Origin of the sequence: Desulfonatronum thiodismutans (assembly GCF_000717475.1) — a bacterium.
Classification (GTDB): Bacteria; Desulfobacterota; Desulfovibrionia; order Desulfovibrionales; family Desulfonatronaceae; genus Desulfonatronum; species Desulfonatronum thiodismutans.
Window position 1 is genome coordinate 13,630 of record NZ_JPIK01000005.1, and the last position, 20,014, is coordinate 33,643.

22 protein-coding genes are annotated in these 20,014 nt (G+C 55.4%); 17 read left to right on the top strand and 5 right to left on the bottom strand.

Going from position 1 to position 20,014, the window contains the following annotated elements:
* Positions 1-157 precede the first annotated feature (157 nt).
* From GY33_RS0103360 to GY33_RS0103375, 4 genes are all read right to left on the bottom strand, one after another.
* Positions 158-1,084, bottom strand: coding sequence for an ABC transporter substrate-binding protein (locus tag GY33_RS0103360; RefSeq protein WP_031385979.1), 927 nt, complete (start codon positions 1,082-1,084; stop codon positions 158-160).
* 20 nt (positions 1,085-1,104) lie between these two features.
* On the bottom strand, positions 1,105-2,292 hold the full coding sequence (locus GY33_RS0103365; RefSeq protein ID WP_326923839.1) for an anaerobic sulfatase maturase: 1,188 nt from the start codon (positions 2,290-2,292) through the stop codon (positions 1,105-1,107).
* A gap of 255 nt (positions 2,293-2,547) precedes the next feature.
* Positions 2,548-4,152: a choline-sulfatase gene (betC, locus tag GY33_RS0103370; protein ID WP_035271181.1), complete on the bottom strand. Its 1,605-nt coding sequence runs from the start codon at positions 4,150-4,152 to the stop codon at positions 2,548-2,550.
* 2 nt (positions 4,153-4,154) lie between these two features.
* Entirely contained in the window at positions 4,155-4,910 is a 756-nt protein-coding gene (locus GY33_RS0103375; RefSeq protein ID WP_031385982.1) for an IclR family transcriptional regulator, read from the bottom strand.
* A 1,068-nt stretch (positions 4,911-5,978) separates the two neighbouring features.
* Between GY33_RS0103375 and GY33_RS0103380 the strand changes: the two genes are divergently transcribed.
* From GY33_RS0103380 to GY33_RS0103440, 13 genes are all read left to right on the top strand, one after another.
* Positions 5,979-6,524: a hypothetical protein gene (locus tag GY33_RS0103380; RefSeq protein WP_031385983.1), complete on the top strand. Its 546-nt coding sequence runs from the start codon at positions 5,979-5,981 to the stop codon at positions 6,522-6,524.
* A gap of 34 nt (positions 6,525-6,558) precedes the next feature.
* Positions 6,559-6,909, top strand: a complete 351-nt coding sequence (locus GY33_RS20260) for a hypothetical protein (RefSeq protein ID WP_084184799.1) — start codon at positions 6,559-6,561, stop codon at positions 6,907-6,909.
* Between the two features lie 9 nt (positions 6,910-6,918).
* Positions 6,919-7,323, top strand: a complete 405-nt coding sequence (locus GY33_RS20865) for a hypothetical protein (protein WP_152555061.1) — start codon at positions 6,919-6,921, stop codon at positions 7,321-7,323.
* Between the two features lie 73 nt (positions 7,324-7,396).
* Positions 7,397-7,663, top strand: coding sequence for a hypothetical protein (locus GY33_RS0103395; protein WP_152555062.1), 267 nt, complete (start codon positions 7,397-7,399; stop codon positions 7,661-7,663).
* Positions 7,664-7,758: 95 nt separating this feature from the next.
* Positions 7,759-8,124 carry an SH3 domain-containing protein gene (locus GY33_RS0103400; RefSeq protein ID WP_031385986.1) on the top strand — a complete coding sequence of 122 codons (366 nt, stop codon included), beginning with the start codon at positions 7,759-7,761 and terminating at the stop codon, positions 8,122-8,124.
* Positions 8,125-8,445: 321 nt separating this feature from the next.
* Positions 8,446-8,685 (top strand): type II toxin-antitoxin system Phd/YefM family antitoxin, encoded by a 240-nt coding sequence (locus GY33_RS0103405; RefSeq protein ID WP_031385987.1) that lies wholly within the window; start codon positions 8,446-8,448, stop codon positions 8,683-8,685.
* Complete coding sequence (locus tag GY33_RS0103410; RefSeq protein ID WP_031385988.1) at positions 8,669-9,082, top strand: type II toxin-antitoxin system VapC family toxin; 414 nt, start codon at positions 8,669-8,671, stop codon at positions 9,080-9,082. Before GY33_RS0103405 ends, GY33_RS0103410 begins: the two co-directional genes overlap by 17 nt.
* 127 nt (positions 9,083-9,209) lie before the next feature.
* Positions 9,210-9,458, top strand: a complete 249-nt coding sequence (locus GY33_RS0103415; protein WP_031385989.1) for a DUF6868 family protein — start codon at positions 9,210-9,212, stop codon at positions 9,456-9,458.
* Positions 9,459-9,920: 462 nt separating this feature from the next.
* Positions 9,921-10,355 (top strand): N-acetyltransferase, encoded by a 435-nt coding sequence (locus GY33_RS0103420; RefSeq protein ID WP_200874827.1) that lies wholly within the window; start codon positions 9,921-9,923, stop codon positions 10,353-10,355.
* 268 nt (positions 10,356-10,623) lie between these two features.
* Positions 10,624-11,124 carry a GNAT family N-acetyltransferase gene (locus GY33_RS0103425; RefSeq protein WP_051822252.1) on the top strand — a complete coding sequence of 167 codons (501 nt, stop codon included), beginning with the start codon at positions 10,624-10,626 and terminating at the stop codon, positions 11,122-11,124.
* Between the two features lie 182 nt (positions 11,125-11,306).
* A complete protein-coding gene (locus tag GY33_RS0103430; RefSeq protein ID WP_031385992.1) occupies positions 11,307-11,642 on the top strand; it encodes a cupin domain-containing protein in 336 nt (111 codons plus the stop codon).
* Positions 11,643-11,711: 69 nt separating this feature from the next.
* A complete protein-coding gene (locus GY33_RS0103435) occupies positions 11,712-12,869 on the top strand; it encodes a sensor histidine kinase (RefSeq protein ID WP_084184757.1) in 1,158 nt (385 codons plus the stop codon).
* 142 nt (positions 12,870-13,011) lie between these two features.
* Complete coding sequence (locus GY33_RS0103440) at positions 13,012-14,010, top strand: DMT family transporter (RefSeq protein ID WP_235185452.1); 999 nt, start codon at positions 13,012-13,014, stop codon at positions 14,008-14,010.
* 88 nt (positions 14,011-14,098) lie between these two features.
* Here the strand turns inward: GY33_RS0103440 and GY33_RS0103445 are convergent, their stop codons facing one another.
* Positions 14,099-16,111: a FapA family protein gene (locus GY33_RS0103445; protein ID WP_031385995.1), complete on the bottom strand. Its 2,013-nt coding sequence runs from the start codon at positions 16,109-16,111 to the stop codon at positions 14,099-14,101.
* A 209-nt stretch (positions 16,112-16,320) separates the two neighbouring features.
* On the opposite strand from GY33_RS0103445, the gene GY33_RS0103450 reads away from it, so the two are divergent.
* The 4 genes from GY33_RS0103450 to moaC all read left to right on the top strand — a co-directional run bounded on the left by GY33_RS0103450 (position 16,321) and on the right by moaC (position 19,996).
* The gene (locus GY33_RS0103450; protein ID WP_031385996.1) at positions 16,321-17,943 is read left to right on the top strand and encodes a long-chain fatty acid--CoA ligase; all 1,623 of its coding nucleotides are present in this window, start codon (positions 16,321-16,323) and stop codon (positions 17,941-17,943) included.
* A gap of 219 nt (positions 17,944-18,162) precedes the next feature.
* On the top strand, positions 18,163-18,384 hold the full coding sequence (rpoZ, locus tag GY33_RS0103455) for a DNA-directed RNA polymerase subunit omega (protein ID WP_031385997.1): 222 nt from the start codon (positions 18,163-18,165) through the stop codon (positions 18,382-18,384).
* A 2-nt stretch (positions 18,385-18,386) separates the two neighbouring features.
* Entirely contained in the window at positions 18,387-19,493 is a 1,107-nt protein-coding gene (gene dnaJ, locus GY33_RS0103460) for a molecular chaperone DnaJ (protein WP_031385998.1), read from the top strand.
* 5 nt (positions 19,494-19,498) lie between these two features.
* A complete protein-coding gene (moaC, locus tag GY33_RS0103465) occupies positions 19,499-19,996 on the top strand; it encodes a cyclic pyranopterin monophosphate synthase MoaC (protein WP_031385999.1) in 498 nt (165 codons plus the stop codon).
* The last annotated feature ends 18 nt before the right edge of the window (positions 19,997-20,014 follow it).

The window sequence follows — 20,014 nt, forward strand, 5'->3', positions numbered from 1 at the left end:
TTTGGCTTCCACATCTTTCCAGCGGAAGCCAAAAAATCTCTTCTTGGCGACCTTTGCGTCCTGAGCGAAGCGGGCGGTTCAATTCCGGAAGTGTCAACAGTTTCTGAACCATCCCGAAGTTTTTCAACGGGCTGACAAGGACCGTTGCGGTACCCGGCTAGTTGAACGTGTTCTGAATCAACTCCATGGCCGGAGCGCCGTCCGGGGTTGAGACGCCCGCGAACCAGCCCGAAACAATGTCCATATTGTTTTTTATCCAGGTTCCGGCCACTTCGGCGGCGGGCAGACCTTCCTGTCCGTATGCGTTGATCCAGAGGCTTTGCGTCTCGGATGTGACCGTCATTTGCTGAAGAAACTGATATGCGTCGGGGTATTGCGCTTTAAACCCGTCGCGGACGACCGTATGGATCAGCGACGCGCTCGCGAAGCTTTCCGTGCCTTCGACAGGCTCCAGGTACTCCATGTCTATTCTGATATTCATCCAGTGCGGCTTCCAGCAGGCGAACGCGACCCATTGGCCGTTGTCGATCAGTCTCATGACCTCCGCCAGCATGATGGGAGTCGTGGTTCCCGTCTGATCCCAGTCGCCGAGCCCCGCCACGTTATTGGCGATGATTTCCTCCATGGCCGTGTGCATGGGCGATCCGACTTCGATATTGTAGATGTGGCGGCTGAATTTGTCGCCATGGGCGGCAAGGTCGGCGAAGCTTTGGACTCCTTCTTCCGCCACGTAGTCGGGCACGCATAAACTGATCAGGGCGTCGTCCAGATTGGTCTGGACGATTTCCACCGCTCCTTTTTCAAGCAAGGGAGTCAGCAGTGGATTTTGCTGCGGGGTCCAGGCTCCCAGGAACGCATCCACGTCGCCGTTTTCCATGCCCTTGTACACCACGGGAGGACCGACCTGGATCTGTTCCGTCGCATACCCCAATGCTTCCAGAAGTTGCGCCGCGATTTCGGTTTTGACCTCCACGCCGGGCCAGGGCGGCACGCCGAACCGAATGGGGGCTTGGGCCAGGGAGACGGATCCCCAGCTTAAAAAGAGAATGATGGCCAGGCACGGGATGGTGAGTGATTTCTTCATGCTTCCTCCTTGGTTGCGATTCAAAAAAGAGAGCCGGCCGGGGCCGGTCGCCCGGAAATGTCGCGGGCGATGCTCATAAAGCGAGGGACTGTTTTTTCGTAAAAATACTTCCATCCCTCGCACAGGACGCTTGCGTGGTTGTTTTTTGTCAGGCGGAACGCGGGGCAATCGCCTTTGCAAAGTTGAAGATAGGGGCAGCGGGCGCATTTTGGAGCCCAGGCCGACTTCTGATCGGAAAACTTCCGATACGCCGCTGAATCAAGAACTTCGTCAAAGGAGTCGTCGTGGACGTTGCCCAGTTTGTGCCCGGGTTGGACAAAAAAATCACAGGGATAGACGTCGCCGTTATATTCGACGACCAGATACTGATCACAACGGTCCGCCATGCGGCATTCCACCGCCTTGCCCATGACCAGTCGCGCCAGGATTGATTCGAAGTTGCGGATGCTGACCGTGCCCATGTCGCCCGCGAACCATTTTTCAAAAATCCGGAGCAAAAACTCTCCCCATTCGGGTCCGGTCAGGCCAAGGCCGGGGCCAGGGCCTGAGCCGGGCCCGTCGTTCCAGGAATCTTGCCGCAAACAGGGGATAAACTGGATATGCCTGAACCCCTGGCTCGTCAGATGGTCGTACACCGCCTCCGGATGGTGCGCGTTGGCCGAGGAAACCAGGCAGACCGCGTTTACCGGCACGCCGTGCTTCCTGAACATCCTGACCCCTTCGACGACCTTGTCATGGGTGGGCCCGCCTCGCGGCGTTTTGCGGAAGGCGTCATGCTGGGCGGCGGGGCCGTCCATGCTGCATCCGGCGAGAAATCTGTACTTCCCCATGTGAGCGGCCATTTCCGGGGTGATCAGGGTGGCGTTGGTCTGGATGCAGTTGACGATTCGGGAACCTTTTCGGGCTGTTTTTTTCTGCAGATCCGTGACCCGCTGAAAAAACTCCTCGCCCATCAGGGCCGGCTCCCCTCCCTGCCAGGTCAGGGAGTAGACCTGCTGCCTGGTTGCAAAATACCGTTCCAGCATGCGCTGAAGCGTTGCGTCGGACATCCGGGGCTTTTGGCCTTCCGGAGAGAGCCTTTTTTTATCCAGATAAAAGCAATACGCGCACGCGAGATTGCAGTCAGCGGAAGCCGGCTTCACCAGCAAGGAAAAAGGGCGCATCAGTTTGGGAGCATTACGCGTTTCTGTAAATCGGGATGGGAGCATTACACATTTTTTGATGAGCCTCACTCTTTTAGGCCGCCCCTTCAGGGCTGGATAAACTATCTCATTGATATCCCAGGGCGTTGCCCTGGGCTGTACTTGTTTCGCCCCTTCAGGGCTTGATTTCAGCCCCAAAGGGGCGACCTGTTATAGCCCAGGGCAACGCCCTGGGACAACGATGGGAAAGCAGACGAGCCCTGTAAGGGCGACCTACCTCAGCGAACGCAGAATTTTGTCATAAACGCGAAATGCTCCCCATCAATTTTCGGGAACCGGGTTTGCGTGCGGGCTGTCGCATGTTCGTGAGGCAATCCTGGCGCAATGTTCCACATCGTTGAGATCGAGGTGATTGCGCATGTATTTCTGAGATGCGTCCTGGATGGGCTGAAAATCCCACGACGTATGTTTCCCGGTCATGTGCGCCTTGAAGACGAGCCTTCTTCTTTTCTGGCTTTTCAGAATTTTGTCGTGCAGAGCATCCAGGTCCTGGTGGTGGGCGACGATGCCTTCGAACTCCAGGCACGCGTCGCGGTATGCGCTGTTGGGGGCAAGATTCTCAAGTTCGTCGGGGTCCGCCTCAAGATCAAAGAGCAGCGGAGGATCGGCGGGGCAGTGGATATATTTGTATCCGCCCTTCCTGACCATGATCATGGGCGCGACGGCGCCTTCGCCCAGGTACTCCGAAATGACCGGCCTCTCGAAATCGTCCGCTTCTCCCCGGAGCAAGGGCGCCAGGCTTCTGCCGTCCAGTTCGGCCGCCGGATTTCGCGCATGAGGGTCGGCGGACAATTCCAGCAGGGTCGGCAGAAGATCGACCAGGGAAACGGGGGCGGCGATCCTGCGCGGTTGAAAAAAATCAGGGCCGGACACGATGAGGGGCACCCTGGCCGACCATTCATGAAAGGACATCTTGTACCAGAGCCCGCGTTCACCCAGCATGTCGCCGTGATCGGCCGTAAGAATGATCACGGTGTTTTCCCGCAGCCCCGCATGCTCCAGGGCCTTCAGGATGCGTCCGATCTTGTCGTCGACGTAGCTGATCTGGCCATAGTAGGCGTGTCTGGCATTGCGGACATACTCCCCGTCCATCTCCCCCCGGCCCATTTTGCAGGCTTGGCGCAGCCTCCGGCTGTGCGGGTCGCACCGGTCATACGCGATATGCCCGACCCGGGGGGGATCGATCTTTTCGTGGTCATAACGGTCCCAGTACTCCTTCGGGCAGGCATACGGATCGTGGGGGTGGGTAAAGGACACCGTCAGGCAGAATGGGCGGTCGTCCCCGTTCCCGTCCTCGGGGCTTTTCCTGGCTCTGGTCCTGGCTCTGGCCAGATCATAAATGTGGCGTTCAGCCAGAAAACCGACCTCGTCGTCGAAATCGATCTGATTGGTCCGTTCACAGGGCCCGGCCTGGTAGACGCTGTCCATGTTGTGATACCACCAGTCAAAGCGATGGTCCGGCCTTTCCCAGTCCGGAGCCCAGCCGTGGTCGGCCGGGTAGACGTCCGTGGTCAGACGTTCCTCAAACCCGTGCAACTGGTCCGCGCCCACGAAATGCATCTTGCCGCACAAGGTGGTCCTGTATCCGTTTGCCCTGAGGTAGTGGGCAAATGTCGGAATGTCCGCCGGAAATTCCGCCCCGTTGTCATAGGCCCCGATTTTGGACGTATGTTGCCCGGACAGCATGGAGAACCGCGAAGGGGCGCAGAGCGGGTTGTTGCAGTAGGCATTGTCGAAGATCACGCCGTCCTCGGCCAATGCATCCATGTGCGGCGTCTTGGTGACCGGATGTCCATAGCAGGGCAGGGCCGGCGCGGCCAACTGGTCCAATTGGATGATCAGGATGTTCGGTTTGCTTGCAGCCATTATCAGTCCTTTTCCGCATACTGGTGGTTGAATCTCTGTTCGATGCTTTCCCTTGCTTCTACCATTCCGGAGACGATCCTGTCGCGGATTTCGCTCCTGTTGAGACGCGCCTCAAGCACCCCAAGTCCCAGAACCAGCACGGTTCGCTCCTGTTCCCTGATGGGAACGGCAAACCGCCGCATTCCCGGATAGAACAGGCCGCCGTCATCCTGGATCCGCGTTTGAAGAGCTTCCCGGATCATGGTCTTCACGTCGTCCAGGGCAATTTCTTCACGATGCGCCGCAAGCTCTTGTTGCAAAAATCCTTCGTCCCGGAGTTGCGCGGGGTCATGGAAAAACACCGAGCCCACCACGGGCAGGCTCAAGGCCAGACTCTGCCCCGCGGACCACATGGACGGCGAGTGCGGGGCCACGAAGCTTTCCAGGCAGAACAAACTGCCTTGGGAGCAGGTGAACAGATTCACGGACGCCTGGAATTCTTCATGAAGCCCGCGCATATGCGCCCTGACGATCCGCATGGGGTCGTTGCTCCTGGCCGCGGCCTTGCCCCAGAAATAGGCCCTGGTGCCCAGGACGTATGTTTTCCCGGGTGTCTTTTGCAGGACATCCATGCCCAGAAGCTCCTTCAGGATCTTGTTCACCGTGGTCGGACTGGGGTTGCCCAGGAAGATGCGGATAGCCGAGAAACCAAGACCTTCCGGATGGCTGGAAATTTCGTCGACCACTTTGAGTGCTCTGAGAAGGGTTGTTTCACTCATATTTTGTACTCATATATATAGTTAAATATGCGAATGTGTAGTGCCTAGCATCGGCGACCAAAGCTGTCAAATCTCGAAACCCACTCACTTCTCTTCGCCATGACCGCGAGGCAAGCCCGGCCAGTCATCACGGCACGGCATCGTCGCCCTGCCCACGGCTTGTTGCACGTCGAGCGGCAAGGCCCCTTTGGCCTGTACCACGCCTTTTGCGGAACAAGCTTGCAAACCCCTTCCGCTTGAATTACGGCCAATCAAATAAATGCCATACGAAAGCGGAACGGCGTTCCTTTCCCGGCCCGCGCTGGTCACGGCGCGGGCGGGAGCCACCCATTGGCCGAGCTCCATGGCCTGGGAGCATTACGCGTTTATGACACAATTCTGCTGAGTAGGTCGCCCTTACAGGGCTCTTCCTGCTTTCCCATCGTTGTCCCAGGGCGTTGCCCTGGGCTATAACATGTCGCCCCTTTGGGGCTGAAATCAAGCCCTGAAAGGGCGAAACAAGTACAGCCCAGGGCAACGCCCTGGGATATCAATGAGATAGTATACCCAGCCCTGAAGGGGCGGCATAAAAGGGTGAGGCTCATCAAAAAATGCGTAATCCTCCCATCCCGATTTACAGAAACGCGTAATGCTCCCCCATGGCCTCCAGCTTCCGATCACAGTCGGCCAGGCGGGTTCGACTTCCGTTTCCGCCATCAAAGCCGTCAGTTGACTATGGATATGTCATCCTCGCGGCCAGGACATTGGAATCGTCGAGGTGATAGGCGGTGCACTGCTTGGAGCGGAGAGTTTCACAGGGTTCACTTTAATTGCGTCGAAGTCGGCTTTATGCACCGTCCCTGAGGATGAACCCACGATTGCCGCATAATGCTGACTTCAGTCCAAGGCATAAAGCTGACTTCAGCACCAGATGAAAGCTATGATTGGCAGTTTATCGTTTTGAAATAATTTGTAAAAAATTGCAGTCGATAATTGCTTGAAACGACATTGATCAACCCAGATGGAAGGAAGTGGCTTTTTTGCGAAGTCAGGATAATAACACTGCTCGGCTAGATAGAGAATTCGCATATGGAAATATTATTGGGCGTGCTGGCCAGTTTGGCCGGGGTGATCGTCGGTGGTGTCTTACAACACATCACATCCCAGCGGAGTATAGACCGCCAGCATGCTTGGGAGCGTTCGCGGCTTGTACATGAAAAGCTAGAGTTAATCGCACAAGTGTCGACGGAGGTAGGAGGCACGTTGAGTAACGTCTACTTTAACGCAATAGTAGCAGTAGAATCTGGCGAGCGCTACAAAACGGAGGTTAATATTCCACTTGCTAAGCTAGAAATGCTTCTAAATTTTTATGCACCAGAGCTTAAAATGCATTATAAGCAGCTAATCGTACTAAGAGATGAGATGGGAAGCACTATAGCTGATCTGGTATCCGGCCGCTTACCCACGGTGAAAGCAGAAAAGCAGGCTCTTAATGAGAAGCTTATAAAAGCGAGCTTCAAGGCATCGAAGATTTGTGAAAAACTAACAGCAGAGGCTTCTCAGCTGGGACGTAAATCTCTGGAACTTAAAGCCGAACAAAGCCATGCAGCCGACGCTCGTTCCTCGCGCGGCTGATGGCGGCCCGTTATACATGAACTCGGAGGTGTTTATGGTTGACAACACAAGAGCTTGCATCGCTTTGATCGCTGTGGTTTTAATTTCAGGCAAAAGGGGCTCTTCTGTGTATGATTATACACAATCAAAGCATATCAATATTAGCGGGAATGTAGATGTGAACAATGTGAACATCTATGATTACGATAGAGGATGCCATGTTTCTGGTAATCCGGGCATTCTTTACGATTATGGAAATAGCGCACATATTCAATTAAAAATTGATGGCAATCAATTTTCTGGGTATGATTATCACAGTAGCTGTCATTTTAGCGGATCAGTTAATGGTGGATCGGTCACTATTTATGATCATGAGACATCATTGCACCATAATTTTACAGTGTAGGTGTCGCATATGAAAACTTTCAAAGAATTTATAGAACAAGAAAGAACTTCAAATGAAGTTGTCGTTAAATTTCGAAATTTACCAACAAATTTGGCACCGAAATTCTTATTTGAATCCCTAAACCTTTTCGAGGAAGGCAAAACCAAAGATTGGGGGAAAGGATATTCATACAGGTTAGATCGCAGACCTGCGAATATGGGGGGGGACCAAATCCATATCTTCAAGAAAAATCAGGCTTGGGCATATCGTGATAATGGAATGAAAAGTGAGCCAAATAAATACACTTCAAAGGCCACAAATATTGTCAAAGATATAGTTTCTGATATTTTCAAAATAAGTAAATCAAACATCGAGGAAGCTTTGATTATTAAAGCAACAGAGGAAGCGATCATAATCGAAGTAAAATTCGTATAACCACGGCATTGAGGACGACGTCAAAAAGCCGCTACGCCTTATGCCGCACGTTATTTTGCAGAGGGCATCAGTCATGAAAGGAAAATTCGGTGTTGTAGGTATTATGGATGGCTGGAAGAAGGGCGATTTGCCCGGGAATCAGATGGTCAACATCGTTCTTAATTCCTATGGGACCTTGAATGATGGTTCGGTAGCAATTACTGCCCAACTGGCATCAGATCAAGAAGTCGACTATGCCGTTGATCAATTAATAAAGGACCTTGAGGTTGCTCGCAAAAAGGCCAAGGAAAGTATCAAGAAAACGAATGAGAAGATTCGGTCCTCGCTCAGCGAAAAATAACAAGGCCAGCCACGGCGACGGCTTTTCCGTTGCAGCTTCGCCTTCACTGCAAAGCCGCGCGTTCTGGCAGCGTTAGCCAGAACAAGGGAAGCGATATGAGCGTTAAGAAGTATCTCGTCGTCAGTCCACACGAAAGTGAATTTCCTAACCCCATAACTTTCAGGAAAGGTGCTCCTCTTGTCGTTGGTGAGGAATATGAGGGATCGGAGGGCTGGGATAATTGGTTTCTCTGCAGCACGCCAGGGCAGGAACCAGGATGGGTTCCTGGTCAAATCATTGAGCGTTTGGACGGTACGGCGGGGCGTGCGCTTGATGACTACACGGCCAGAGAGCTTGATGTGCAAGAAGGAGAGGTGCTCATTGGTACAAGGGCTTTGAATGGTTGGCTATGGTGTGAAAAATCCAGCGGCTCGGCGTCGGGCTGGGTGCCATTAGAGAATCTGAAAGAGATTCCGGAGTAGCTGATTCGTGTCTACAAGGCCAAGGGTTCGCTCCCCGCGGCCACCGGACGCTCGTTCCTCGCGCTGTCTAAGGAAAGCGCTTTGGAGAAGGGTGGTTTCGGTAAGAATATGAATACTGGTGGGGCAAGGGCGACTTAACCCTTCTTCCTTTTGTTCGTGAATATCTTCTTTTGGCGCTCAAAGCGTCGGCTCGGCCATGAAACCTGTCTGAGTTTTGATCGAGAAGGGCTCCACTTCACTCCCCCTCACCCAAGATGCCGGTTTGTTCGTTGACATGTGCACAAAAAACTGTACAGAAATGTACAAAAAGGATGGTGCATCATGACAACAGTCTCCCTGACCGAATTCAGGAGCCATGCTTCGGGCATGCTCAGCCGCGTGGAAAACGGCGAGACAATCGTGGTAGTCCGGCACGGCAAACCCATTGCCGAGGTGTCTCCAATCCGATCCACCGACGCCGCTGAGCCTTCATGGAAGCGTCCGGCCTTGCGGTTGAGCACGAAAGGGGCCGCGCTCTCCACGGCCATTCTGGCTGAGCGAGAGTATGAAAACGTTTCTTGATTCCTCCGCCTTTGCCGAACGGCTCATCGAGGAGGATGGAAGCGAGCAGGTTGAATCCATCTGCCTTGATGCATCCGAACTCGGGCTGAGCGTCATCTGCGTGCCCGAAATCATCTCCGCGCTGAACCGGCGTCTCCGTGAAAACAAGTTGTCCAGGGCGCAGTACCTTGTGGTCAAGAAGCAATTACTGGCTGACGTCCGCGACGCGGACATCATTCAGTTGACCCCTTCCGTGCTGGCCGCCGCGGTTCACGTACTGGAAACGAACCCGGTTCGCGCGATGGATGCGTTGCATGTCGCCTGTGCCCTGGAGTGGAAGGCGGATTTGTTCGCCTCCGCGGACGAGCGCCAGTTGGCGGCGGCACGGCGCACCGGGTTGGCGACACGGCGAACATGATCACGCCGGGATCGGGCTGGTGCGGTCTGAAGTGGGGCCGGTAATTACAAATATCTTCGGACAGTAGCTTCGCCTTCACTACAAAGCCGCGCATGATGGCGGATTTAGGCGAATAAAGGAGAACGAAATGAATATTGAATTGCTGACACAGTTTTTCATGTGGTGCACCATCCTGAACGTGATGTTTCTGGTGATAACGTTTCTGGTCGTAGCATTTGGATTCGGCGGAGATTTCGTTTATCGAATGCACGGCAAGTGGTTTCCTATGCCTCGGGAAACATTCAATGCGGTTATCTACTCATTCATTGGCATGTACAAAATTTTCATATTCGTCTTCAACATTGTACCGTGGATTGCACTGACAATCATCGGGTGACGACGTTCACCCAACAAAACCTCGGAGTCGACTACGGGTTCCGCGTCGAGCGCTCCACCCGAAGGGGAGCATTAGGTGTTTGTCCCGCGGGATCGTTGACCCACGAGCATTTGAAATACAGGGATTATTTAGCCACCCGCTTCGCTAGACCATGCAGGACGACCAAGGCAGACGGAAGAACGTTTCAGCCCATTAACAAAAACAATGGGCTGAAACAGCTGCCTGCGCCCGCGGCGCGAAGTGTTTTTCACCAGCCAAGTCGACTGGGGAAAAGTCCTTCTTTGTCTGCCTTTCTCGTCTGTGGCAAAAAACTCTGGGAAGAGGACAAACTCCTAATGCTCCCCACCAGAAGTGCCTCAGGGCTGACTGCGTCCATCCGGCACGTTAGCCGTAATGGGATAACAAAAACGTGCATCAATACACGCGACAAGCGAGTGCTGCGAACGTAATGACTTTAAATGAATGAACAACATGATACGTCCTTTTAAATCATCGGACATGGAAGATGTCTTGCATATTTGGCTGGAAGCCTCAATCCGGGCACATCGTTTTGTTGGAAAAGAATTTTGGGAATCACGTGTTGATGATATGCGTGAAACATATATTCCGAATTCCGATACATACGTCTTTTCAGAGAACGGAACCATTAGGGGCTTTTTTTCGCTCCATGCAGATTCGTTAGCGGCGATGTTCGTTGCTCCTGATGCCCAGGGTAAAGGCATTGGGCAGCAGTTGATGAGTAAAGCTAAATCGCTGAGAAAGAAATTGAGTCTGACCGTATATCGTGAAAATGAGCAAGGCATTCGGTTTTATAGGAAATGTGGATTCAAGGCCATCAAGGAAAGCGCTGACGAACACACTGGACATATTGAAATATTGATGGAGTACAACTCATAACCGCATGGAGCGGATCGCGTCGTCGAGATCCAGCTCTTCAGATCGCTTCGTGGCGATACACTTTCTTGTATCGCGGAGGCATTTGGATACGGACCTACCGTGCGGTCAGCAGAATCCTGCTCCGCCTCCAATCCAGGCTGAAGAAGGAAAAGGCGCTTCGGAGAAAAGTGGATTCGCAGAAAAAACACTTGCGAGCCAAAGCAGACTTGACCCCGTTCCGCGGCAAACCGTAGATATGGCGCAGCCACTATGGCGACGAAGATAAATCATGACTGATGAACAATTCGAATCATTCTGGGAAATATACTCTGAATCATTTCCGGAGTGCGAGAAAAGAGATCGTGCCGGTCAACTAGCCGTACTTACAAGAAAAGAATATGCAGTGGATTTCTATTCTGAGGCTGACAGGATGATGGGTTTTATCGCCTATTGGGATATAGGCGGATATTATTTTGTTGAACACATTGCCATTGCCGAAACAGGCCGAGGGCGTGGTATCGGCTCCATTCTGATGAACAATTTGATCCAGTCTGGAAGAAATGTGGTTCTCGAAGTGGAACCGCCAGTGGATGATACAACTCTCAGAAGAATCAAATTTTATGAACGATTGGGATTCCATCTGAACCAGCACCATCACATCCAGCCTCCATTACAGGCTGGTGGCAGTCCATTGCATCTGATGCTTATGTCGTTCCCCGATAAAATCTCTGTAGACGATGCCGAATCGATTGAGATATCCCTTCGGGATATTGTCTATGGCGATCGGTAACCCAGCCTGGACAAATCAAAGTATCGTTCCTGGTCAAACCATTGAGCGCTCGGACGGTGCGGCGTGGCGTGCGCTTGATGGCTACACGGTCAGAGAGCTTGCAAAAGCTACGGCGTAAGACTTGGCTCGTCCAGCCGAAGCGCATGCAACGCGTTGAACTCTGTAGAGGAGGAGATTAAGAATTGGAAAACATTTTCCCCCCTCCGATCAAAGCTTTGCCCGAAGCTGATATACCCATCGACGGCATCACGGCGTATTTGTCGCAAGCCGCTGATCACCAACTGATATTCATGCAGTTTGAAATGGATGCTGATTTGCCGGAACATTCACATGCGGCGCAAGTTGGTTTTGTTTTGAGCGGTGTCATCGAATTGACCATCGACGGTGTAAAAAAGCAATTCAGGAAAGGCGATATTTATTCTATTCCCGCCGGCGTTTTGCATTCAGGAAAGGTTCATGCGGGATATTCGGATATAACCTTTTTCGCGGAAGCCGGTCGGTATACGGCGAAAAAATGAACTCCCTCATGTCCAGCCTTTGCAGCGGCCGGGACATGTCGGATCACAACAGTGATATTCAGGGCAATCATGATGATCGAGAAGAAAGTCAAAAATGATGAGGAAACGTTTTTCGCCGCGCTTGGGCGGGCGGGCGACGATGAACTGCGGCTGGATATCGAGATCGTCAGCAACAACCCGGTGATGACCGGGTTGTTGACGAATATCGGCGGCCTGATCGCGATACTCAACAGCCACCGGCAGATCATCTCCATCAACACCGATTTTCTCAAACTGCTGGGCATCGATGATCCGGAGACGGCCCTTGGCCTGCGCCCCGGTGAGGCGCTGAACTGCCTGCATGCCGACGATGGCCCCGGCGGCTGCGGAACCGGCAGGTACTGCTCCTCCTGCGGGGCGGCGATAGCCATTGTCGCCTGTTTGGAGCAGGAAGTCCCCATTGAGAGGAAATGCGCCCTGACGGCTCAAAAAGGGGGCGAGCCGGTCCAATTGCTGCTCCAGGTCCGGGCCAACCCGATCCGCATCAATTCCAAGGTGTACATTCTGCTCTTTCTCCAGGACGTCACGGTCCAGGAGCAACAGGCGGCGCTGGCCAGGGCGTTTTTTCACGACGTCAACAACATGCTGACCATGCTCGTCCAGTCCGGGGAATTGCTGCACATGAAAAGCCCGTCTCAGCTCAGCGAAATCATCCATCAATCTTCCGTCCGGCTGGCCGGAGAGATCGCTCTGCAAAAGGCGCTGTTCGACTCCGGGACATGCTCCTATGCCCCGAGGTGGACGGAGTGCGATCTTGGGCGTCTCTTTGTCGAACTGCGCGGTTTCTTCCAGAACCATGAGGCGGCCCGGGGCAGGGTGGTGCGATTTCCCGAGGCCTTGCCGCGGATCGTACTCAGAACCGACGGCGCGGCGCTGTACCGGATCTTGCTGAACATGGTTCTCAATGCCTTGGAGGCGACCGAGGAGGGGGGCGAGGTGAGCGTGTCGCTGGAGCAGCAGCCCGAGGCCGTCGTGTTTACCGTCTGGAACGCGGCGGTGATCCCTTCGGAAATCGCCTTGCGCATCTTTCAGCGCGGTTACAGTACGAAAAAACAATCCGGCAGGGGCATTGGAACGTATTCGATGAAGCTTTTCGGGGAGACGGTTCTGGGGGGCAAGGTATTCTTCACTTCCGGGGAAGGGGCGGGAACCAGCTTTTCATTTGTTCACCCCTTGAACGCCCCCTGAACAGTCTCAGGGCAGTCTGAAAAGGAATTCCGGAACTGCTCAATAACTCCTGGTAATTGCACCCTCCTGGGCTTGGCCGCCTCGGCCACGATTTGGCGTTTGCTTGACGGAGCTCCTTCGATGCGGCCTTCAGCATAATTGCTTGACTTCCTTCCCAAAAGAAAAAAATGCTCGTTTCCATCCGGAAATGAGCTACTTCAGAGAGGTTATTTTTATCAAACAGAATGGTGGGCTGAGTACGTCTTTCGTGGCACTTGCAGCGCTATGCTGGGGACTATCAGGCGGGATCGCCGGCATCCTTACGGCCCAGGGCTGGGATCCGGTTGTGGTGTCGTTCTACTGGGGTGCCATCGGGTTTTTGGTCGTTATCGTATGGCTATCGATTCGTCCGCGCGGCAGTGGACTAACAAGTCGTCGACTGTGGTTCTGGTCGGCGATTGCCGGTGTGGGCGTAGCTGGCAACCTGGGTTTTTATTTAGTGAGCATCGCGCAGGGCAGTGTCGCGGTTGCGGTGACCCTGATGTACTGTGCACCCGTGTTCGTCTATCTCGTTTCCTTCACACTCAAACTCGAAAGACCGGCTCTGTTCAAGTGGGTTGCTATCGCTCTGGTAATGTTTGGCGTGGTGCTGCTCACAGGCATCTATGAGGGCGAAGCGGGTGAGGTCACACCCATCGCCGCCGGTGCCGGGTTGCTTTCCGGCTTGTTCTATGCGGTATTCATCTTCGGATTTAAGTATGCGGCACCCCACGGCAGCCCACAAGCAATTCTTGTGATAGCCCTAGCTGTTCTTACAATCATACTTATGTGGCTGAGCGATGCCGATCAAGCCCTGGCAGTACTGAAAGCGCCGAGTTGGCCACTGTTCGTGGTCTTGGGGGTGCTTGGCACAGGCTTGTCGTTTATTCTCTATATCGTCGGTTTGAAACATACGACACCGACGGTAGCGTCTATTGTGGCAATGGTCGAGCCGGCCACCGCTTCGCTATTCGGCGTGTTGATTTTAAATGAAACCCTGGCCTCACAGCAGATATTCGGCATGGGACTGATTTTGGTCACTGTTACTGCCCTGAGTGTATATTCGAGCGCTCAAAACGAGCCTCTTACGACTAAACCGCTTGCTACGTATCGCCGAGCCTAAGCATTCAGGCGGCGGACCGGACGGTTTTTGAGCAATCAGTGGGTATGATCGTTGTGACGAGGGTGCAAGTACGCATTCCACTCTGCTGTTATGCCAGAACAAGTCGATTTTGTTGAGAATCGTAGTAGATGGTGGGGCTGACAAGGGGAGTGGCGACCTTGTAGCTCGCCGTGAAGCAGAGGATGATGACATCCGGGTGAATAATCTTCTGCGCCTTGACTCGCAGGTTAATATCAGTACGGAAATTCTCCCGCTCTTCGCGGATTTGTTGTTCGATCTCTGAAAGCTCCTGCTCACATCGCACCCTGGCCTTGAGCACCTCGGCCACAATTTGGCGTTTGTGCGACGGAGCTCTTTCCAGGATGCTCTTGATATCTCCGGAACCCAGGGAGTTGTAGACTTTTTGCAGGGTCTCCTCCAGTTCCTTTTTGCGCTCCATGTTGACTTCCGTTACGCGGCCCGCACCCAGATAAATCTGGGTTTCCACTCCGGCGGGCGAGCCGATTTCCTTGGCCAGGACTCCTTCTCCGCACCGCAGAATGCCGCCGATGATCTTGCCTCTTCCCTCGGTGGCGATGATGTTTCGTTTGGCGGTAACCTTGCAATTGTTGATTTCGTGGGCGATATTCACGTCACCTTGAGCCAGGAGCACGGCGTTTTGGGCATACAGCGCGGATATTCCGCCGCCGGCCTCCACCCTCCCTCCCTGATCCATGATAATGCCGCACCCCACCTGAACCTCGCCGCCGGCAATGATCACGGCGTTCTCGACCACGTCCTTGACCACCACGTTGCCGGGCGCCTCCACCCGGAAGCCGGACGGCACGGAACCGCGGATGTTGACCGACCCCCGTTCCAACTTGATGTTGCCCACTTCCAGGTTGACGTCGCCCTTGGTCTCGAAGACTTCCGTAACCTTGAGGGTGTTGCCCTGAAAAAAGACCATGCCGGAGGCCGTAGCGAAATATTCGTTGCTTTCTTGGGAGCAGCGAACGTTTTCTCCGGCCAACAGGGTGAAGGGACGACGTTCTTTGACCGGCACGGTTTTCCCGAACACGTCGATGCCCGGCTCCCCTGGTTGAGAGGGAATCAACCGACCCAGGATGTCGCCCTCATTCACGGAACGAACGATGGCCCGTGCCCGGAAGTCGATCCTGCCGTCGGCGGTTTCCTGGCCCAGTGCGTCGGGGGTGGAAATCACGGTCGGCTCGAAGCTTCCGTCAACGCCCTCTTTGGGTAACTTGCCCCAACAGAGGATGACGTTTTCCACGGGCGCTCCACGCTCCTTGGCCTTGGCCACGGCTTTGCGCACGGATTCTTCCTGGAGCGGGGCCGTGACCTGCATCCGTTGCAGAGCCTCCTGGAAATGACGAACCTCTGTAGGTTCGTCCCTGAAAGTGCGGTGGTAAATCGTAGCCTTGATGGCCATGTTCTTGTCCACAAAGGAAAAAAGCCCTTGGACGCTGACCCTGTTGTCTTCGATGCTTGGCAGCCCATACTGCTCGGCAATGATCATGGATGCCGTCCGATCCAGGCTGCATCCGTTCTCCTTGGCAATGACAATGTCCGCCTCCCCGGCGCCCGCGGGAGGAGAGACCTGTTCTCCGGTGACCAGGAGACCGGCTTTGCCGGCATATGGGGGGACGTATCCGGCAATGGCGTCTCCGGGAAAAACCGGGAAATTCCAGTCCCCCAGGGGCTCGATGGATGCGTCCTTGGCCGGACGGGCAAGAGTCCCTTTGGCAAGGACCGTCCCCGCGACATCAGATCCATGGGCGAGTTGTTCCACCACCTGCACGGCAACATCCGCGTCCGGGGAAATGCGGACTCCGGCCTCGGTGAGTTTTTTCAACAGACCTTCCAGGCTCAGGGGGCTCCCCTTGCCCTTTGCCGGTAGGGAGTCGATGATGGTGGCCTTCATTTTTTCCGGAGAGATTGTAACCTTGATATCAGCATCATGATCCAGCAGCTCGGCCTTGAACCGACCGTCCTCAAGCGCGGTAATTTCGACACTTTCCGGAGGGCACTGGAAATCGTTCACGGCCATGGCCGTTGCTTCCTCACTGCTTTCCGCGGTCAGGGTCAGGATTGTTTGGCGCATAAGAGCTCTTTCGGAGTGAGTTTACATCTTGATATTATTGTGAATGTCTTATCATTCGGCATGAATGACGAATATGCGGTAATTTGATTGCAATGCTCAATCATTCTGATTAGTTCCATATTTCATCAATGTCATGAAAACGCAAGCATACCAAGCGAGTCATGGGTAAATAACGTCGCCCGGATAACAATCAACCCCAAGGAAGAACCATGCATCCATCACAGCAACTGCTGATCAAGAATCTTTTCCAGGCCCCTGTCCAGAATCATCCGGACCAGGAAATCGTCTACGGCGAATCCCGTCGCTTTACTTACGCCGGGTTTTACGAGCGGGTGGCCCGGCTGGCGGGGATGCTGCTGGCCCGGGGGGTGAAGCCCGGGGACACCGTAGCGGTCATGGACTACGACAGCCATCGTTACCTGGAATGCTACTACGCCGTGCCGATGATCGGAGCGGTGCTGCACACCATCAACATCCGCCTTTCCCCGGAGCAGATGGTCTTTACCATCGGCCACGCCGAGGACGACGTCATTCTGGTCAACGCCGACTTCCTGCCCCTGCTGGAGCAGATCAAGGGACGGCTGGACACCGTGCGAGAGTATATTCTGCTCACGGACAACGACGCACCCCCTCAGACCGCCTTGCCTTTGTCCGGCGAGTACGAGGCCCTGCTGGCCGCCGCCGAGCCGCTGGCCGAGTTTCCGGATTTCGACGAGGACACCCGGGCCACCACCTTCTACACCACCGGGACCACGGGCCTGCCCAAGGGCGTCTTTTTCAGCCATCGGCAACTGGTTCTGCATACCCTGGCCGGACTGGCCGCCCTGAGTTCCAATGCCACCCAGGGGCGCTTGCACCGCGAGGACGTGTACATGCCCATCACGCCCATGTTCCACGTCCACGCCTGGGGCATCCCCTACATGGCGACCCTGCTCGGAGTGAAGCAGGTCTATCCGGGTAAGTACGTTCCCGAGGTTCTGGCCCGGCTGATCAGCACGGAGAAGGTCACCTTCAGCCACTGCGTGCCGACCATCCTGCACATGCTGCTTTCCGATCCCAAATGCGCGGGCTATGACCTGGCGGGCTGGAAGGTGGTCGTCGGCGGGGCGGCCCTGCCCAAGGCCGTGTGCAAGGCGGCCCTGGACCGGGGCGTGGACGTTTTCACGGGCTACGGCATGTCCGAATCCTGCCCCATCCTGACGCTGACCCACCTGTCCGACGCCGAACTGCTTCAGGACCAGGAAAGCCAGATCGCCCTGCGCACCCGGACCGGCCGTCCCTTGCCCCTGGTCCGGCTGCGCCGCGTCGACGACGCCGACCGGGAAGCGCCCGACGACGACAAAACCCCCGGAGCCCTGCAAGTCCGCGCCCCGTGGCTGACGCGGTCCTATCTCAAGGATGAGCGCAATTCGGAAAAATTGTGGACCGACGGTTGGATGAACACCGGAGACGTGGCCTGCCGCGACGCCTCGGGCAGTCTGCGGATCACGGACCGGACCAAGGACGTGATCAAGGTCGGCGGAGAATGGCTCAGTTCCCTGGAGCTGGAGGACATCATCCTGCGCCATCCGGACGTGGCCGAAGCCGCGGTGATCGGCAAGCCGGACCTGCGTTGGGGAGAAACGCCCTTGGCCCTGGTCGTGGCCAGGCAGAGCGTCGCGCTGTCGGAAAAGGCCGTGGCCCATCACGTCAAGAGCTTCGTGGACAAGGGCGTGCTGCCCAAGGAAGCGGTGCTGGTCAAGGTCCGCCTGGTGGAGGCTATCGTCAAGACCAGCGTGGGCAAGACCAACAAGGTGGCCCTGCGGGAGATGTATCTGCAGGAAGAGCGATGAGACACGAGATCAGGGAGCGGTTTTTTGCCGCTCCTTTTTCGCGTTGTTGAAAATTGTAGGCCTGCTGGACAGGCTTCGCGACTTTCGAATGAACCTCCGTTGCTCCGGAGGGAGTTTTTTGGATATTGTCTAAGCGTTGACGCCGATTTTCTTTATTGGTAAAAAGTAAAGTTTTGCGAATTCAAAGATCAGCTTGCGCAGCTCGCTGAGGGAGGACGTATGGCCAGGATTACCGTGGAAGACTGCTTGCAGCAGGTGGACAATCGATTTCTCGTGGTGCAGATGGCCATCAAGCGGGTCCAGCAGTACCGCAAGGGGTACCATTCCCTTGTGGAGAGCGACAACAAGGAAATCGTCACCGCGTTGCGTGAAATTGCCGCGGGCAAGGTGCTGCCCGCCGAGGACATTAAGGAAGCCGGCATCGTCGGCCTGACGAAGTAATCATGGCTGGTCGCAAGGATTTTTACGACGTTCTCGGCGTGGCTCGGGACGCCGCGGAAGACGAGATCAAGAAGGCCTACCGCCGATTGGCCATGAAGTATCATCCGGACCGCAATCCGGATGATCCGCAGGCGGAAGCACGTTTCAAAGAGGCCGCGGAAGCCTACGAAGTGCTGCGCGATCCGCAAAAGCGCGCCCACTACGACCGGTTCGGCCACGAAGGGCTGAACAACTCCGGCTTCCAGGGTTTCCGGAGCAACGAGGACATTTTTTCCACGTTCAGCGATATTTTCGGCGAGTTTTTCGGGTTCGGCTCCCGGGGGCCACGCCCTCAGGCCGGCGCGGACCTGCGGTACAATTTAACCCTGGCGTTTCGCGACGCGGCCAAGGGAACGGAGGTCGAACTCCAGATTCCGCGCAATGAAGTCTGTGGTGACTGCGAAGGCTCCGGCGCGGCCCCGGGCACCCGGCCCGAGACCTGCAAGCATTGCGGCGGCCAGGGGCAGATGATCCAGAATCAGGGCTTTTTCCGTCTGGCCGTGACCTGTCCGGTTTGTCAGGGCCAGGGGGAAATTATCACCTCTCCTTGCCGGGCCTGCCATGGACGGGGGATTGCCCGTAAAACCAGGGAACTGAAAGTCCGCATCCCCGCCGGGGTGGACAACGGCAGCCGCCTGCGGCTGCGCGGCGAAGGCGAACCGGGCCTGCACGGCGGACCTCCGGGCGATCTGTACGTGGTCGTCCACGTGGAGGAAGACAAGGTCTTCCGGCGCCAGGGCCAGAATCTGGTGGTCAAAAAAGACATCAGCTTCGTGGACGCGGCTCTCGGGGCGCGCATCGAGGTGCCTACCCTGGATGAGCCGGTGCCCATGGATGTTCCCAGGGGCACCCAGAGCGGGCATGTTTTTCAGATTTCGAGCATGGGCCTGCCCCATCTGGGCAGTACCCAGCGCGGGGATCTGCTGGTGGAAGTTCAGGTCAAGACCCCCACCAAGCTGACCGGCAAGCAGGAGGAACTGCTTCGGGAGTTCGCCCGCCTGGAGGAGGATCGGCCCATGAAGAAGGTCAAACGTTTTTTTGAAAAGGCCAAGGACGCGGTCAAAGGATAACGGCGATGGACGATAAATTTTCGCATCTGACCGAAGAAGGCGAGTTGACCATGGTCGACGTGGGGACCAAGGAGCAGACCCAGCGGCTGGCCATGGCCCGGGGCGAGGTGGTGCTTTCCGCCAAGACACTGGACCTGCTCATGGCCAAGGCCCTGCCCAAGGGCGACGTGCTGGCCACGGCCAAGATCGCCGGGATCATGGCGGCCAAGAAGACCGCGGAGTTGATCCCCTTGTGCCACGGCCTGAATCTGTCCTACGTGGATTTGCGGTTCGCCGTGGACGTCCAGCGGCAACGGATCGTGATCGACTCGGAAATCCGCTGCACGGACCGCACCGGGGCGGAGATGGAGGCCCTGATGGCCGTGCAGATGGCCGCCATGACCATTTACGACATGTGCAAGGCCGTGCAGAAGGACATAGTCATCGGTCCCTGCCGCCTGATTCACAAGTCCGGAGGCCGGGGCGGGACCTACGACGCCATGCCGGATGAGGACACCGAATAGAGCACTCCGTTGAAAAAC